Annotated in this window: 16 protein-coding genes; 14 read left to right on the top strand and 2 right to left on the bottom strand. The window is 45.8% G+C overall.

Annotation, left to right across the window (positions count from 1 at the left end):
- Positions 1-8: 8 nt before the first annotated feature.
- On the top strand, positions 9-920 hold the full coding sequence (locus FYJ39_RS04700) for a ribokinase (RefSeq protein ID WP_154471297.1): 912 nt from the start codon (positions 9-11) through the stop codon (positions 918-920).
- A gap of 181 nt (positions 921-1101) precedes the next feature.
- Here FYJ39_RS04700 and FYJ39_RS04695 read toward each other — a convergent pair whose 3' ends face one another.
- Positions 1102-2337 carry an ArgE/DapE family deacylase gene (locus tag FYJ39_RS04695; RefSeq protein ID WP_154471296.1) on the bottom strand — a complete coding sequence of 412 codons (1236 nt, stop codon included), beginning with the start codon at positions 2335-2337 and terminating at the stop codon, positions 1102-1104.
- A gap of 299 nt (positions 2338-2636) precedes the next feature.
- On the opposite strand from FYJ39_RS04695, the gene FYJ39_RS04690 reads away from it, so the two are divergent.
- The 5 genes from FYJ39_RS04690 (at position 2637) to rho (ending at position 9765) form a co-directional block, all read left to right on the top strand.
- Positions 2637-3725 (top strand): cell wall-binding protein, encoded by a 1089-nt coding sequence (locus FYJ39_RS04690; RefSeq protein ID WP_154471295.1) that lies wholly within the window; start codon positions 2637-2639, stop codon positions 3723-3725.
- A gap of 122 nt (positions 3726-3847) precedes the next feature.
- On the top strand, positions 3848-5560 hold the full coding sequence (locus FYJ39_RS04685) for a GH25 family lysozyme (RefSeq protein ID WP_154471294.1): 1713 nt from the start codon (positions 3848-3850) through the stop codon (positions 5558-5560).
- Between the two features lie 269 nt (positions 5561-5829).
- On the top strand, positions 5830-6558 hold the full coding sequence (locus FYJ39_RS04680) for a polysaccharide deacetylase family protein (protein ID WP_154471293.1): 729 nt from the start codon (positions 5830-5832) through the stop codon (positions 6556-6558).
- Between the two features lie 48 nt (positions 6559-6606).
- Positions 6607-7929, top strand: coding sequence for a replication-associated recombination protein A (locus FYJ39_RS04675; protein WP_154471292.1), 1323 nt, complete (start codon positions 6607-6609; stop codon positions 7927-7929).
- Between the two features lie 276 nt (positions 7930-8205).
- A complete protein-coding gene (gene rho, locus FYJ39_RS04670) occupies positions 8206-9765 on the top strand; it encodes a transcription termination factor Rho (RefSeq protein WP_154471291.1) in 1560 nt (519 codons plus the stop codon).
- Between the two features lie 7 nt (positions 9766-9772).
- On the opposite strand, the gene mscL is transcribed toward rho, so the two are convergent.
- Positions 9773-10213, bottom strand: coding sequence for a large-conductance mechanosensitive channel protein MscL (mscL, locus tag FYJ39_RS04665; RefSeq protein WP_154471290.1), 441 nt, complete (start codon positions 10211-10213; stop codon positions 9773-9775).
- A gap of 353 nt (positions 10214-10566) precedes the next feature.
- Here mscL and rpmE point away from each other — a divergent pair, with 353 nt between their 5' ends.
- From rpmE to FYJ39_RS04625, 8 genes are all read left to right on the top strand, one after another.
- The gene (gene rpmE, locus FYJ39_RS04660) at positions 10567-10773 is read left to right on the top strand and encodes a 50S ribosomal protein L31 (RefSeq protein WP_154471289.1); all 207 of its coding nucleotides are present in this window, start codon (positions 10567-10569) and stop codon (positions 10771-10773) included.
- 139 nt (positions 10774-10912) lie between these two features.
- Positions 10913-11923: a DUF1385 domain-containing protein gene (locus FYJ39_RS04655; protein ID WP_154471288.1), complete on the top strand. Its 1011-nt coding sequence runs from the start codon at positions 10913-10915 to the stop codon at positions 11921-11923.
- The gene (prmC, locus tag FYJ39_RS04650; RefSeq protein ID WP_154471287.1) at positions 11889-12782 is read left to right on the top strand and encodes a peptide chain release factor N(5)-glutamine methyltransferase; all 894 of its coding nucleotides are present in this window, start codon (positions 11889-11891) and stop codon (positions 12780-12782) included. The genes FYJ39_RS04655 and prmC overlap by 35 nt, the downstream gene beginning before the upstream one ends.
- A gap of 15 nt (positions 12783-12797) precedes the next feature.
- Positions 12798-13871, top strand: a complete 1074-nt coding sequence (gene prfA, locus FYJ39_RS04645) for a peptide chain release factor 1 (RefSeq protein ID WP_154471286.1) — start codon at positions 12798-12800, stop codon at positions 13869-13871.
- A 221-nt stretch (positions 13872-14092) separates the two neighbouring features.
- A complete protein-coding gene (locus FYJ39_RS04640; protein ID WP_154471285.1) occupies positions 14093-14827 on the top strand; it encodes an exonuclease/endonuclease/phosphatase family protein in 735 nt (244 codons plus the stop codon).
- Between the two features lie 74 nt (positions 14828-14901).
- Positions 14902-15051 (top strand): hypothetical protein, encoded by a 150-nt coding sequence (locus tag FYJ39_RS04635; RefSeq protein ID WP_154471284.1) that lies wholly within the window; start codon positions 14902-14904, stop codon positions 15049-15051.
- 195 nt (positions 15052-15246) lie between these two features.
- Positions 15247-15507 (top strand): type II toxin-antitoxin system Phd/YefM family antitoxin, encoded by a 261-nt coding sequence (locus FYJ39_RS04630; RefSeq protein WP_154471283.1) that lies wholly within the window; start codon positions 15247-15249, stop codon positions 15505-15507.
- Positions 15497-15808 carry a type II toxin-antitoxin system RelE/ParE family toxin gene (locus FYJ39_RS04625; RefSeq protein ID WP_154471282.1) on the top strand — a complete coding sequence of 104 codons (312 nt, stop codon included), beginning with the start codon at positions 15497-15499 and terminating at the stop codon, positions 15806-15808. Before FYJ39_RS04630 ends, FYJ39_RS04625 begins: the two co-directional genes overlap by 11 nt.
- Positions 15809-16022: the final 214 nt, after the last annotated feature.

Below are 16022 nucleotides of genomic sequence, written 5' to 3'. Positions count from 1 at the left end.
AGCGGAATATGGACAGAAATCATATTACAGTAATAGGCAGTCTGAATTATGATATCGTGTTTATGCAGGAGCGCCTTCCTGATAAAGGAGAGACATTCACCGCAGAACAGGCAGAAGTCTGCAGCGGGGGAAAAGGGGCCAATCAGGCAGTACAGTGCGCCAAACTTGGCGTAAGCACGTATATGGCTGGAAAGGTAGGCAGAGATAGTCTCGGAATATATTTAAAGCAGGAGCTGGAGTCCTACGGAGTGAATACAGAATATATTAAAGAGAGCTGCAGCAGTACGGGCATTGCCAGCGTCCATGCGCTGAAGGAAGGCAGCGTATATTCTACCATATCAAAAGGCGCGAATTATGATGTTACAAAAGAAGATATTAAGCAGATGGAAGCGCTCATAAAAAGCAGCTCTATCCTGATTTTGCAGCTGGAAATCCCGGTGGAAGCAGTGGAGTGTGCATTGGAGATAGCGAAGCGTTATGGGGTTTATACAATTTTAAATGCAGCTCCGGCCAAACCGGTTTCTGACAGCATGCTGAAAATGGTTGACTGTTTGGTGGTAAACGAATCCGAGGCTGGATTTTATTGTGGACAGAAGATTCAGGATCTGCAAAGCGCAGAGAAAGAGGGTAAACGGTTTATTAAGAAAATTCGAGGCAGTATGGTGATTACGCTTGGTGAACAAGGCAGTATTCTGATTTCTGGAAATAACAGTATATGGATTCCGGCAGAGGTTCAGGGCCGGGTGTCAGAAACGACAGGTGCAGGCGACAGTTATGTAGGTGGATTTGCTTTCAAGAAGTTTATGGGCGGCTCCGACGAGGAGGCATGCCGGTTTGCAAGTAAGGTGGCAGGATATACGGTTACTCGGATAGGTGCGCAGCAGGCCATGCCTACCTGGAAGCAGGTGGCAGGAAGCTAAAAAGGAATGTAACGGCAAATGATGGGGCTGGGACTGCTGAAAAATAGAAATGCGATAGCAGACGGAACAAGAGCGGACTCTCTGAAACAGAGAAACACGGCTTCAAGTGCTTTTAAAGCGAGTGGAGCCGTGTTTCAATCCTAATTTTTATGTGGAACCATTTATTAGCCCTTCAATTAGGTTATTTGACTGACAAATATTTTTCAATAATAAGCTTGTAAGCCTCTATAAAGTCCAGATACTGTTCAAGCGGAAGACGTTCGTTGATTTTATGATTTAGCATTGGCATACCAGGTCCATATACTGCTAATTCCAAATCTTTATTTGCCCGTATAAACTGTGCCGCATCGGTTGTTCCTGATGTGGATATGGGAGCAAGCGGCTGCTTTTCTCCTGTAGGCAACCCAATATAATTCAGATCTTCTCCTATTACATCTCCCATAGATTTTAACAGATGCTTTACACTGAGAGATTCCATACTATTTGTTACTTCGATAATGGTTTGCACTAGGGTGGAGTTTGGGGCCGTTTCTACAGGATATTGATCTGCTGTTACCACAACATCCAAATCAAAATGCTCCTTCTGATTCAGTTCATTTACCACGGCTTTGACTTCCTTTATAACTGCTGAGTTATCAAATTCAGGTATGGTTCTTGCGTTTGCTTCAAATTCTGCATAATCAGGAATGGAATTGACCTGTATTCCCCCTGTTATTAAAGTTATGTTATTATAAGTTTTTCCTAATACGGGATTTTCATATGTTTCAGCCTTAGCGGCAATTCGTTCAGAAATCATTGTCATAGCTGCCGTCAAATGTTCGATTGCATTCGAACCAAATTCCGGCGTAGATGAATGGGCCGCTACACCTTTAGAAATAACCTTGTAGTTTAAGGAGCCTTTATGGGCGTATACAATCCCTACGTTGCAGGGCTCTCCGATTAACATGGCGTCTATACCGTCTGCGTAGCCTAAATCTGTAAGCTGTTTGGCACCTAGCTCTCCAATTTCCTCACCTACTGTAGCCAGTAATTTAATCCTGCCTTTAAAGCGCCTGCTTTCATTTAATTCTATGAAAGCAATCACTAAAGCCGCAAGTCCGGACTTCATATCGGAAGTCCCTCTTCCCCAGATCACATCCTCTTCAATATGAGCAGAAAAGGGTGGATGCGTCCATTTGCTTGTGTCACCAGCGTTAACCACATCCATATGCCCGGATAGAGCTAGTGTTTTTCCCGTTCCATTGGAAATTTCAGCCACTAAATTCGATCTTCCTGGCGAAAATTCGATAAGTTTTGATTCTATCCCATGGTTGTTTAATAACCCCTGGAAATATTTCGCAACAGATTCTTCATTACCATTTTCAGTATTGATTTTAACAATATGCTGCAATATAGCTATACGTTCTTTTTTATCCATAGCCGATACCTCCTAATTACATATTCTATCATAAAAAATAAGTTTTATCACGAATTAGAAATTAAAATTATTACGAAAATTGTAAAAAAATTGTTACCAAATACATACGTGTTTGTGCTATAATCGAAAATATGTAAGAAGCTGGGTGTTTTTGCGGTCAAAAGCAGGAATACGCTGCAGGCAGAATAGAGAGGCCATTGGATTAGGGGGCGAAGCTGCCCGTCTGGTTCAGGTGGCATGTATCATACGCAAGAGACCAAAAGAAGGCCTCTAAATACTCATAAAGGGGAGGATGACACATGGGACGCAGAAAATACTGGGCGGCGGTGGCTGCCGCTGGTATCATTGGAGCCTTGTCATGGGGGTCTGTATTTACAAGCTATGCAGAGGACGGCTGGAGTAAATCAGGGGAAAATTGGATCTATATTGATAAGGGAAAGGTACATACAGGCTGGCTGGAGACAAGTGAAGGCTGGTATTACATGGATCTTTCAAATGGGACGATGACAAAGGGCTTTAAGCAGATTGACGGCAAATGGTACTTTTTCCGGCCCAATGGACTGATGGCAACAGGCTGGATTAATCCAGAGGACGGCAAGTGGTATTACATGCTGGACGGCGTTATGGTAACTGGCTGGCTTAAGATAGGGAACGACTACTATTTCATGCGGGGGAACGGCTCCATGGCCACTGGCTGGCGTGAGATGGAGGGGGCATGGTATTATTTCCAGAGCAATGGTAAGTGTGTTGTAAATTCCTGGGCTCAGATTAAGGACAACTGGTATCTTTTTGGCAGAGACGGTAAGATGATGACAGGCTGGGCCAAGGTGGATAAGGACTACTTCTATCTGAATACCGACGGGCGGATGCTTACCGGTTGGCTTAGTGACAGCGAGGGCAACAAATACTATATGGATACCTCCAACGGAAAAATGTCCACAGGCTGGAAACAGATTGATAATTACTGGCATTATTTCAACAGCAACGGTCATATGATGACAGGCTGGATTCAGCTTGACGGTAAATATTACTATCTGAATCCGGCTAACGAAGGAAGGATGATTGCAGGAACCACATCTACCATCAACGGAACACAGTATAGTTTTGATGCCAGCGGTGTGTGTCAGAATTCCGGGGGTATATCGGCTCAGACTCCCGGAACTGTGACCAATAGTCCTTCTGGTAACAGCGGCGGCAGTATGGGCCCTGGAGCGGCCGGCTCTGCGGGCATCAGCAGTGGTGCTCCTGGCAGCAGCTCCGCCGGCAACAGCCCATCTGGAATTTACAGTCCGTCCGGCAGCAGCAGTTCTCCTGGAACCAACAGCCCAGCCGGCAGTAATAGTTCATCCGGCGGATTGGAGCCGGGACGGACCGATGGGCCGGGCTGACGGCTGTTATGTTAATGAATGGGGGTGTCACGACGTTTAAGACTGACACCTTTATTTTATAAATTTAATATTAAAAGCAAAGCGCTGTAAACACAGATGATTAAAATTATTAAGGAGCAATTATGGAGAACAAGATGTATTCTATCAGACGCTGGCGGGCTATGGCTCTGGCAGGCCTTATAGGAGCAGGAGCTGTGCTGCCGGCCGGTACGGCCCTGGCGGCAGGTCCGGGAGAGGGGCCAGGTATTACGGTATCACCGGGAGGGCCGGGAGCGGCAGCCGGTACAGCCCCAGCCGCTGCTGTGAATACCACACAGGATACAGCCCCAGCAAACCCTAATGCATGGAAAAAGGTAAACGGTACATATCAGATGCCGGACGGTACACCCATTGAGAATGTAATTGCCAGAGGCATTGACGTCTCCAGATGGCAGGGAGAGATTAACTGGAGCCAGGTGGCAGCTGATGATGTGTCCTTTGTTATGCTGGGAACCCGTTCCAAGGGGGCAGTAGATCCTTTCTTTCATAGAAATATTCAGCAGGCCAGTGCAGCGGGAATCCAGGTAGGCGTCTACATTTACTCCCTGGCAACTTCACCTGAGATGGCTGTGGAGGAGGCTGATTTTGTCCTGAATCTGATTCACGATTATCCTGTGTCTTTTCCGGTTGCCTTTGACATGGAGGACGATGTGCAGGCAGCCCTTTCCAAGGAGCAGCTGGCAGAAATTGCCAATGCTTTTGGGGAAAGGATTAAAGCAGCTGGCTATTATCCTATGATTTATGCTAATGATTATTGGCTGGCCAACCGGCTGGATATTAGCCTGATGAATTATCCTGTATGGGCAGCCAGATATTCTGCCAGACCTGTATACCAGAATCCGGTCATGTGGCAAGCTTCCAGTACAGGAAGGGTAAATGGAATCAGCGGCAATGTGGATATTAATTTCCAGTATACAGATTTCAGCCCTGTCATTCCTGCCAATACATGGAGAACCATCAACGGACAGACCTATTACTATCAAAATTATGTAAAACAAAAGAATAACTGGATTAATGATAGCGGCAGCTGGTATTATATGAACGGGGATGGACTTGCCTCCAAAGGCTGGCTGAATCACTCAGGAAAGGATTACTATCTGGATGACAGCACAGGAAAGATGGTAACTGGCTGGAAGATGGACAAGGGTCAATGGTATTACTTCGGCAGCTCAGGCGAACTCTCCAAGGGCTGGATCAATGACAAGGGAATATGGTATTATTCCAATGGTCAGGGTGTGATGCAGACAGGCTGGCTGGAGGAAAATGGCAGGCGGTATTTTCTGGAGAACTCCGGCGCTATGGCCAAGGGCTGGATCAACCAGAATGATCAGTGGTACTATCTGGATTCCAGCGGTGTTCTTTCCAAGGGCTGGATCAATGATAACGGAAGCTGGTACTACTCCAATGATCAGGGCGTGATGCAGACGGGCTGGCTGGAGGAAGGCAAAAGCCGCTATTTTCTGAAGGGTTCCGGCGTTATGGCTACCGGCTGGCGTGAGATGGACGGCGCATGGTATTATTTTGACAGCTCCGGCCGCATGTCTGTTGGTATGACTGACGTGAACGGCCTTCACTACTACATGGAGCCATCCACAGGACGTATGGCTGTAAACACGACGGTGGATATTGGAGGTATCAGTTATCAGGCAGACGGAAGCGGCGTTTTGAGTCAGATTCAGGAGGAAGGAGCCGGAGAACAGACAGTAACAGGCACACCAGACGCTTCCCAGGGTGGCTCTCCGGGGGCGTCTGGAGGGCCGGGCGCTGTGGTTATACCGGTAGGGCCTGGAGTGTAATAGCCTGATCCGTATTTGGAAGCGTTTTATAAATTGACACAGGGTTACAGATGCCTGCAGAACGTTGCGGGTTATCCGGTTTCCCTGGCAGCATCCGGCAGGATATGCCCCATATCCATCAGGATCGCTGCCTTTAGGATTAAAGCCACCGCCAGGCAGCAGCTCCCCTTTGCCGCTGCTTGGCAGTGGCTTTTCTTACCGTCATTTTACCAGGGCTTCCTGCATATACTTATCAGATAAAGTGTATGTAGGAAAGAGGGAAATGGGGCTTGAAGTTCAAAATGAGGTTAAAGCTTTTGGCGCTGGTATGTGGAATTGATGTGTGTTTGGGGATGGTGCTTGTATATATGGTCAGAGAAAGGGAAGCGGCTCATGTGGCAGCGAACTCAGGCGCCTTGCCCTGGGAGGAAGGCGGCATTTTGGACAGGGCAAAGGGATTGGAGGGAAAATGTGTGGCGCTCACCTTTGATGACGGCCCTCACAAGGATTGTACCCCAAGACTGTTAGACGGGCTGAAACAGAGGGGAGTCCACGCCACCTTTTTTCTTATGGGACAGAGCATTGAGGGCAATGAGGAGATCGTGAAACGGATGAAGGAGGAGGGCCACCTAATAGGGAATCACAGCTACAGCCATGTACAGCTAACGAAGGCAGGGGCAGGAGCCGCCTGTGATGGCGTGGACAAAACCAGCAGTCTGATTGAAAACATCACGGAAGAACGGCCTCAATACATGCGCCCTCCTTTCGGAGACTGGAATGAGGAACTGGAATGTGAGGTGGGTATGACTACTGTGCTGTGGTCGGTGGATTCCCTGGATTGGAAGCTGAGAAATAAAAACAGGATTGTAAAGAGAGTCTTGAAAGATGTTGAGGATGGGGATATTATATTAATGCACGACATCTTTCCTTCATCGGTGGAGGCAGCCCTGGAGCTTGTGGATGCCTTAACCAAAGAGGGGTATACCTTTGTAACAGTTGATGAATTGCTGATAGACTGAGGCGATAGTCCGGCAGTGCAAAACTGATAAGAATGATTGGGGTGTAAAATGGATTTATTTGATTATATGAGAGAGAATACTATGGATAAGGAAGCTCCCCTTGCTTCCAGGCTACGTCCGCGCACGCTGGACGAGGTGGTGGGACAGCGGCATATTGTGGGAAAGGATAAGCTGCTGTACAGAGCGATTCAGGCAGATAAGCTGGGCTCCATTATTTTCTATGGTCCTCCCGGAACAGGAAAGACTACGCTGGCTAGGGTCATTGCCAATACCACCAGTGCGGATTTTAAGCAGATTAACGCCACCGTAGCCGGGAAAAAGGATATGGAGGAAGTAGTCAATGAGGCAAAGGACAATATGGGGATGTATGGAAGGAGAACCATATTGTTTGTGGATGAGATTCATCGTTTTAACAAGGGACAGCAGGATTATCTCCTCCCCTTTGTGGAGGACGGCACACTGATTCTCATAGGAGCTACCACAGAAAATCCATATTTTGAGGTGAATGGGGCTTTGCTATCCAGATCCAGGATATTTGAGCTTAAGGCATTGGAGAAGGAGGATATCAAGGAGCTGATACGACGGGCTGTCTATGATAAGGAGAGGGGAATGGGCGCTTACGAGGCTGTTATTGATGAGGAAGCGGCTGATTTTTTGGCTGATATGGCTAACGGAGACGCCAGGGCGGCGCTTAATGCGATAGAGCTGGGGGTTTTGACTACAGAGCGGGGGACGGACGGAACGATACATATTGACCTGCCGGTGGCACAGGAATGTATTCAGAAGCGGGCCGTAGGCTACGATAAAAGCGGAGATAACCACTATGACACCATCTCAGCCTTTATAAAGAGCATGCGGGGCTCTGATCCGGACGCGGCCGTATATTATCTGGCGCGGATGCTCTATGCAGGGGAGGATATTAAGTTTATAGCCAGAAGAATTATCATATGCGCGTCGGAGGATGTGGGAAATGCAGATCCTCAGGCTCTGAATGTAGCTGTCAGCGCAGCTTTGGCAGCAGAGCGGGTGGGGCTTCCTGAAGCGCGGATCATATTGTCTCAGGCAGTCCTCTATGTAGCTTCTGCTCCAAAAAGCAATTCTGCCTGTATGGCGATTGACAAGGCAGAGGAAGCTGTGAGAACACAGAGGACTATGCCTGTGCCTGTTCATCTTCAGGACAAGCATTACAGGGGGGCTAAGAAGTTGGGGCGAGGGACAGGATACCAGTACGCCCACGATTTTCCGAAGCATTATGTGGAGCAGCAGTATCTGCCTGACGGCATGGAGGGAAGCATTTTTTATGAGCCCTCCGATAACGGATATGAAAGAAGAATCAAGGAGCACATGAAATGGCTGAAGGACAAAACGTAAATTGAGACAGGAAGGTGGAAAGAATTTTTTTCAATAAAAAAATAATTAAAATATACTTTACATTTTCGGATATTCATGTATATAATAAACCTATACATGGATTGTCTGGCTGCTGTCTGAATGTTGCCGGCTATCTGTTAGTTCCAAGCAATTCCGAATTCTGGAATGAACAACCCCGAAATTGAATGAACAAAATTAAAAGGGAGTAAGTACGTCCAATACCTGTCAGGTTATCAATGCCGGTATGGGTATTGAGATAGGATAAGGAGAAAAGATATGCGGGAGAAATTGCAGACACTGCCTTTGGCAGAATTGAAAGAAATGGCCAAGAACCAGGGGATTAAAGGTATCAGCGCCATGCGTAAGGCAGAAATTATTGCGCTTCTTTGCAAAGAGGCAGAGAACAATCCCCAGGTCAAGCCTGTGGAAATTAAAAACGAGGAAAAGACAGAAGGCGGAGTTCATCAGGAAACGTCTCGTTCCAGAGAGCATGAGAGCGCGGATAACCATAAGATGGACAACCGCCATGGCAATACCAGAGCCTATGACAATAAATTCAGCCAATCCAGGCCTCAGCAGTCCAGGACATATGCAAACAGCGGAGGACAGGCGGCGTCCTCAGACAGCGGGGAGCAGCGTCCGGCCAGAATAGAGCCGAAGAACGACGCTCTGGGCCTGAGCCCCCAGGACATTGCGGAGTTGGACAGCGGAATTGAGGCCAATGGAATTCTAGAGGTTATGCCTGACGGCTTTGGATTTATCCGCTGTGAAAATTTCCTCCCCGGAGATAACGATGTCTATGTAGCGCCCTCACAGATTCGCCGTTTTAATTTAAAGACAGGAGACATTATCATCGGAAACCGCAGAATTAAAACAGTAACCGAGAAGTTTGCAGCTCTTTTGTATATTAAGACAGTAAATGGCTACCCTGTGAGCGCTACGGAGAAACGGCCGAATTTTGAGGATTTGACACCGATCTTTCCAAACCAGCGTCTGCATATGGAGAATCCCCATGAGAGAACCTCAGTGGCGATGCGCGTTATGGATCTGCTTTCCCCTATCGGAAAGGGACAGCGCGGAATGATAGTATCGCCTCCGAAAGCAGGTAAAACTACACTGCTAAAGCAGGTGGCAAAGGCTATCACGACCAATCATCCGGAGATGCATTTGATGATACTTCTGATTGATGAGCGCCCTGAGGAGGTTACAGATATAAAGGAAGCCATTGTAGGGCCGAATGTGGAGGTTATATACTCTACCTTTGACGAGCTGCCTGATCGTCACAAGAGAGTTTCCGAGATGGTAATTGAGCGGGCGAAGCGTCTGGTGGAGCATGGCCGTGACGTAATTATCCTTCTGGACAGCATCACGCGCCTGGCAAGGGCGTATAACCTGACGGTAGCGCCCAGCGGGCGCACTCTGTCCGGGGGTTTGGACCCGGCAGCCCTCCATATGCCGAAGCGGTTTTTCGGGGCGGCCCGGAATATGCGTGAGCAGGGCAGCCTGACCATTCTTGCCACAGCCCTGGTGGATACGGGCAGCCGTATGGATGATGTGGTATATGAGGAATTTAAAGGAACCGGCAATATGGAGCTGGTGCTGGACAGAAAGCTGTCAGAAAAGCGTATTTTCCCTGCGATTGATATATTAAAGTCAGGAACGAGAAGGGATGACCTTCTGTTAAACCGGGAGGAGCAGGAGGCTGTGGATATTGTACGAAAGGCAACGAACTCCCTGAAGCCTGAGGACGCAGTGGAAAAGATACTGGATCTGTTCGCGCGAACCAGAAACAACCGGGAGTTTGTGGAAAATGCCAAGAAGATAAGATTCTTTTAAAAAGCCTTTAGAGCTGGCCCTGACGATCCCTTAACAGATCTCTGATTTCAGCCAGCAGCTCCTCCTGGGTAGGGCCGGCTGGTGCGGCAGCTTCCTTTGCGGTAGCTTCCTGGCTCCTGAATCGGGAATTGATCACAGCTATGGCCTTAACCATAAAAAACATACAGGCGCCAATAATCATAAAATCAAGGACATTTTGGAGAAAGCTGCCGTATAATATAGCGGCTTCCTCCGTCGTTTCGGTGGCAGGGTTAATAACGAGCTTAAGGGTGTTGAAGCTGGCTCCTCCCATTAAAGCTCCCAGTGCAGGCATCAGGATATCGTTTACCAGGGAGGTTACTATTTTACTGAAGGCGCCGCCGATGATAACGCCCACTGCCATATCGATAATGTTGCCCTTGAGTATAAATGACTTGAATTCCTTCAGCACGTTGTTTAAGTTGCTCATAGTAAGAACCTCCTAATCGTTTGTATTACGTATAGTTTACACCATGAGGGGGAATTTAGCCAGCTTAAATTTGTAATAATTTGATCGATTTTAGGGTTAATTTTATTTATCCAAAAAACTTGCATTTTCTTGCATTTCATGCTACAATGTCTAGGCTGTCTGAATTGACGGCAGTTTTACCGTCTGCGTGAGTCGGAACCTTACGGAAAGGACGGGTTTAACTTGAACAGTGCTGATATTTGTGCGTTCTGGTGACGGTGAGGATGCACCGGCTGCCAGTAATGTACAGAGGCAGATTGGCATAGAGGCCGCGGTCGGAAACCGCAAAAAATTATATTTAAGAGGTGAAAAGCATGAGAGAAGGAATCCATCCAAATTATTATCAGGCAAAGGTAGTTTGCAACTGCGGGAATGAGTTCGTAACGGGCTCTACGAAAGAAGATATTCATGTGGAGGTTTGCTCCAAATGTCATTCTTTCTATACAGGACAGCAGAAGGCTGCCGCAGCTCGTGGACGTATTGATAAGTTCAATCGTAAATATGGTGTGAAGGCTGATTAATGAATCGGATAAGATGAGGGTTGGGCTTGTATCAGGCTCAGCCCTTTCTGAGTTTTCGGGAGGGCTCCGGGATCGGCCGGGCGGACTTTTTGCTGTAATCAGACATTGAACCGTGACAGATAGAAAGGTAAAATATAGAATGAAATATTCAGGAATCGGAGGTCAGGCTGTTATTGAGGGAATTATGATGCAGAACGGCAATGACTATGCTATTGCTGTCCGCAAGCCGGACGGAGAAATCGAGGTGAAAAAGGATACCTATGAGAGCGTTACCAAAAAGGTGAAATGCCTGGGAATGCCCTTTATCAGAGGCATCTTTAGCTTTGTGGATTCAATGGTAGTCGGAATCAGAGCTTTGACCTGGTCCTGCAGCTTTTTCGAAGATGACGAGGAAGCAGAAGCGGGTAAAATTGAGAAGTGGATGGAGCGGTTGTTCGGAGAGAAGCTGGAGGGGATACTGACAACGTTTGTTATGATAGTTTCCTTCGTGATGGCTGTGGGAATTTTTATGCTGCTTCCGCTGCTGATTGCCGGCGTATGCCGCCGTTTTATCCACTCCGGCACAGGGATGGCTGTGTTGGAGGGCGTCATAAGAATTATTATTTTTATTGCTTATATCAAGCTGGTATCCAGAATGAAGGATATTAAACGAACCTTTATGTACCATGGCTCTGAGCACAAGTGCATCAACTGCATTGAACACGGCCTGGAGCTGACTGTGGAGAATGTAAGGGCTAGCTCTAAGGAGCATAAGCGGTGCGGAACCAGCTTTATTATGTTTGTAATGATCATAAGTATTTTGTTTTTTATGGTGATTCGTACGGATGTAATCTGGCTGCGTATGCTGAGCCGTATTATACTGATTCCGGTGATTGCCGGCGTATCCTATGAGCTTCTTCGGTTTGCCGGACGTCATGATTCCAGGGCAGTGAATATTTTAAGCCGTCCGGGTATGTGGATGCAGGGGCTGACTACCACAGAGCCGGATGATTCTATGATTGAGGTAGCCATTGCGGCAGTTGAGGCTGTCTTTGACTGGAGAGCCTACTTAAATGAAAACTTTCCAGGGTGGCAGGAGAATAAGGCATTAGAGGAAGAAAGAGGAACCGTAAGCCATGACCATGGAGCAGCTGTACCGGCAGGAGAGTGAACGATTAGCCCAGGCAGGGGTGAGGGATGCCCTTATAGACGGGAGGTATCTGCTGTTGGAAGCCTTCGGGCTAAATATGGCCGGCTTTCTGGCTGTGAGGCATCAGGAGCTCTGCGAGGATGAGGATACCAGGGAAAAGCGCCGAAGGTATGAAGCCCTCATAAGAAAGAGAGAGACGCGGATACCGCTTCAGCAGATTACAGGCGTCCAGGGCTTCATGGGACAGGAATTTTATGTAAATGAGCATGTGCTGATACCCAGGCAGGACACGGAGACCCTTGTGGAGCTGGTGCTCAAGGAGCAGCCCTTCCGGCAATCCTCTCTTCTGGACATCTGCACCGGATCTGGATGCATTGCCATCAGTCTCGCGCATTTGGGCGGATACAAGCAGATTACGGCACTGGACATATCCGGGGAGGCATTAAAGGTGGCAAGGAGGAATGGGGAGGCTCTTTTAGGTGATTATGAAGGCTGCCTCCAGTTTGTGGAAAGCGATATGTTTGAAAAGTTGACTCAGAGGCCGGCATTTGACATTATCACCTCCAATCCGCCCTATATCAGAAGTCAGGTGATAGAAGACCTGGAGCCGGAGGTGCGCAGGTATGAGCCGAGACTGGCTCTGGACGGAGCTGAGGACGGGCTTAAGTTTTACCGGATTTTGGCAGACAAATGCAGAAGCTACCTGAATCCGGGAGGCTGCGTCTATATGGAAATTGGCTGTGACCAGGGGCCGGAGGTGGAAGAGCTGTTCCGAGATCGGGGTTATGAAGAGATTCGAACGGTGCAGGACATGGCAGGTCTGGATCGCGTGGTAAGAGCCCGGTGGAATGAGCCGCAGCAGGAAGTATATCATGTATAGAAGCAGGAGACAGTTATGTTTGATAAGTTGGACGATATATTAATTCATTACGAAGAACTGATGCTGATGTTGGGGGACCCTGAGGTGACCCAGGACACCAAGCGTTTCACCAGACTTATGAAGGAGCAGGCGGAGCTGGCTCCTATCGTGGAGGCATATAAAAGGTACAAGCAGGCTAGGCAGGACATGGAAGACAGCCTGGGAATGCTGGAGGATGAGAGCGATGAAGAGCTTCGGGAGCTGGCAAAGGAGGAGCTGTCCGACGCTAAGAAGCGCATTGAGGAGCTGGAACATGAGCTGAAAATTCTTTTGCTTCCCAAAGACCCTAATGATGATAAGAACATCATTCTGGAGATTCGTGCAGGCGCAGGCGGTGATGAAGCGGCTCTTTTTGCCTCGGAGCTATACCGCATGTATCTGGGCTATGCAGACAGCCAGCGGTGGAAGGTGGAGATCATAAGCCTGAATGAGAACGGAATCGGCGGTTTCAAGGAAGTGGTGGCTATGGTGACAGGTAAGGGGGCTTACTCCAAGCTGAAATACGAAAGCGGCGTTCACCGGGTGCAGAGAGTGCCTGAGACAGAATCCGGCGGACGTATCCACACCTCCACGGCCACAGTGGCTGTTATGCCTGAGGCGGAGGAGGTGGATGTGCAGATTGACATGAATGACTGCCGTATTGATGTAATGCGCGCGTCCGGAAACGGTGGTCAGTGTGTGAATACGACAGATTCCGCGGTACGTTTGACCCATATGCCGACAGGGATCGTCATCTACAGCCAAACAGAAAAATCACAGCTTCAGAATAAAGAGAAGGCCTTTCGCCTGCTGCGCTCCAAGCTCTACGATATGGAGCTGGAAAAGAAGCAGAATTCCGAAGCGGAGGAGAGAAGGAGTCAGATTGGTACAGGAGACCGCTCTGAAAAGATCCGCACCTATAATTTCCCCCAAGGCCGTGTGACGGACCACAGGATCAAGCTGACCCTTTATAAGATCGATTCTATTATGAATGGGGATATACAGGAGCTTCTGGATAATCTGATTGCAGCGGACCAGGCGGCGAAGCTGGCGAAGATGAACGAGAACTAGGGAGATAGTGGTTCTACGAGGCTGAGTTCGGGAATTTGAATAGCTGAGTTGTATAGATTAGATGCTCTATATTGGCTGTTGGTGGCTGATATAGGGCATTTTTGTGCGTAGTTAAGAACATGAAATTGGGGTGGAGAGGCTATAAAGGTAGCAGAAATATCGTTGTGGAAATAATGAGGGTTCATTATAATGTATTATATAAAATTGGCGAGGTGTTTTAAATGCATATTAGCATGTTAACATGGAATGTTGATTGGCTAAGAAATGGTAGCAGAACAGGAAAAGAATGGGAATATTTTGAGTGCGATTGTTCTGATGAGGTATACTCGCAAATTGCGAAAATTGTTAAAAATTATTTTGATGTGAATTCATACGCAGTTGTTTTTCTTAATGAGTTTCCTTACAAAGTCAAGGTGGATAGAAAATGGAACGAAAATTTATATTTTCAGAAGTTGAAGGCTGATTTTCCGTTGAAAGAATATGATATATATTTTAATGATAGAGACGCACTAAGAGTAACCTTGGCTATTGCTAGAAAAGGTATCTTTAGAGAAAATAAAATATTACAGTTAATGGATAATCGGATAATTAGTATAAAAAAAGATAACTTAATATTAATTGGTGTACATATGCCTACACATTTTTCTAGAAATGATACTAATGACAATTTATGGATAAATCTAAAGAATTATATCTATGAGTGCAGTAATTCGATAGTCGTATTAGGAGATTTCAATGCTTTTGTTGGTTGTAAAGAAAAGTTAACAGAAAGTAGATATAAGGATATATTGGCCATGGCAGAAGATAAGGTTCCTGAAACAGAAAAAACATATATAGGAAATACATTAATTGATCATATTCTTGTTAAAAATGTTGCAACAAGCCCCAAAGCAAATGTTGAGAAAGAATTTGAATTTAGTGACCACAAATATATGACATATTCTTTAAAAATTTAAGTTTGATACAAATGAAAAATCATAATTTAGAAAAAATGAATAGAGGATTAATATGTCAAAAGGAGGTATGGTATATGGCAAAAGTGGAACTAGCATATAGTTTGGAAATAAATGATATAGTAGATGCTATGGAAGCGAATGAATTATGGTTAGAAGGTATTTTAAGTGATAAGAGGGCATTTGAATGCGTATATGAAAAAAAACGGGTTTGGACTGTTGCCTAGCTCGTCTTTTCTTTTCTGGGTGGGTTTGGATGCACTGTCACCCCCTATTTGAGTGGCTTGGATGTATGTATAGCCCCCTGCTGAAAAAGTATGTAAGGTTATGCTGAAATCCCAAAATCCTATAAAATTTGAATAAAAATATTGAAAATGGATATAATTATGGTATAATTAATCCATAATTAGGAGGTGTTACTTATGCCACAAATTATTCCAATTAAAGATTTAAAAAATACATCTGAGATTTCTGATATGTGTCACAAAGCAAAAGAACCTATCTACATTACGAAAAATGGTTATGGGGATATGGTTATTATGAGTATGGAAATTTATGAGTCTACCATGAGACAACTTACCATGTATAGAGATATTGAAATTTCTGAAAAGCAGATTGAAGCAGGTCAGGTAAAGGATGCCAGAACAGCACTCAGAGAAATGAAGGCAAAGTATGGGTTATAAGTTAATTATTTCAGAGTATGCGGATGAATTGCTTAATAATCTGATATATTACTTGATTTATCGTTTAAAAAATGGGCAGTCTGCAAAACATTTGTTAGATGGTATTGATAGTATCTATGATAGGTTGGAAAACAATCCTTTTCAATTTCCATTTAGTAGAGATGCTTATTTAGCAAATAAGGGATATCATGAAGCAGTTGTTCCACAGATGGATTATGTTGTTATTTTTGATGTGAGAGCAGAAGTTGTAAATGTGATTGGTGTTTTTCATCAATTGGAAAATTATCAAAGTAAGTTATAATGGGACAAATGTAATTGAAAATATCAAGCTACTTTTTGTAAGATGAAGTTCTGTTGGGTAAATTGTTTATAAATTTTACTAAGAGTTGATGGTATATGAAAAACAAAAGACAGGATTTTATAGACTACAACGGGTTATATGATGAGTTGATGGAAAAAAGTTTTTTGTATAATATTTTGGTTACGAAGAAAAATAAGTTTTCAGAAACATAGTA

This window comes from Clostridium porci, assembly GCF_009696375.1.
GTDB lineage: Bacteria > Bacillota > Clostridia > Lachnospirales > Lachnospiraceae > Enterocloster > Enterocloster porci.
Note: the sequence above shows the minus strand (reverse complement) of the source record. Positions and strands in the feature narration are given on the sequence as shown.

Excerpts from the sequence above, each read along its gene's own strand:
- FYJ39_RS04700 (WP_154471297.1), top strand. The coding sequence starts at position 9 with ATGGACAGAAATCATATTACAGTAATAGGCAGTCTGAATTATGATATC.
- FYJ39_RS04695 (WP_154471296.1), bottom strand. The coding sequence starts at position 2,337 with ATGGATAAAAAAGAACGTATAGCTATATTGCAGCATATTGTTAAAATC.
- FYJ39_RS04690 (WP_154471295.1), top strand. The coding sequence starts at position 2,637 with ATGGGACGCAGAAAATACTGGGCGGCGGTGGCTGCCGCTGGTATCATT.
- FYJ39_RS04685 (WP_154471294.1), top strand. The coding sequence starts at position 3,848 with ATGGAGAACAAGATGTATTCTATCAGACGCTGGCGGGCTATGGCTCTG.
- FYJ39_RS04675 (WP_154471292.1), top strand. The coding sequence starts at position 6,607 with ATGGATTTATTTGATTATATGAGAGAGAATACTATGGATAAGGAAGCT.
- rho (WP_154471291.1), top strand. The coding sequence starts at position 8,206 with ATGCGGGAGAAATTGCAGACACTGCCTTTGGCAGAATTGAAAGAAATG.
- mscL (WP_154471290.1), bottom strand. The coding sequence starts at position 10,213 with ATGAGCAACTTAAACAACGTGCTGAAGGAATTCAAGTCATTTATACTC.
- rpmE (WP_154471289.1), top strand. The coding sequence starts at position 10,567 with ATGAGAGAAGGAATCCATCCAAATTATTATCAGGCAAAGGTAGTTTGC.
- FYJ39_RS04655 (WP_154471288.1), top strand. The coding sequence starts at position 10,913 with ATGAAATATTCAGGAATCGGAGGTCAGGCTGTTATTGAGGGAATTATG.
- prmC (WP_154471287.1), top strand. The coding sequence starts at position 11,889 with ATGACCATGGAGCAGCTGTACCGGCAGGAGAGTGAACGATTAGCCCAG.
- prfA (WP_154471286.1), top strand. The coding sequence starts at position 12,798 with ATGTTTGATAAGTTGGACGATATATTAATTCATTACGAAGAACTGATG.
- FYJ39_RS04640 (WP_154471285.1), top strand. The coding sequence starts at position 14,093 with ATGCATATTAGCATGTTAACATGGAATGTTGATTGGCTAAGAAATGGT.
- FYJ39_RS04635 (WP_154471284.1), top strand. The coding sequence starts at position 14,902 with ATGGCAAAAGTGGAACTAGCATATAGTTTGGAAATAAATGATATAGTA.
- FYJ39_RS04630 (WP_154471283.1), top strand. The coding sequence starts at position 15,247 with ATGCCACAAATTATTCCAATTAAAGATTTAAAAAATACATCTGAGATT.
- FYJ39_RS04625 (WP_154471282.1), top strand. The coding sequence starts at position 15,497 with ATGGGTTATAAGTTAATTATTTCAGAGTATGCGGATGAATTGCTTAAT.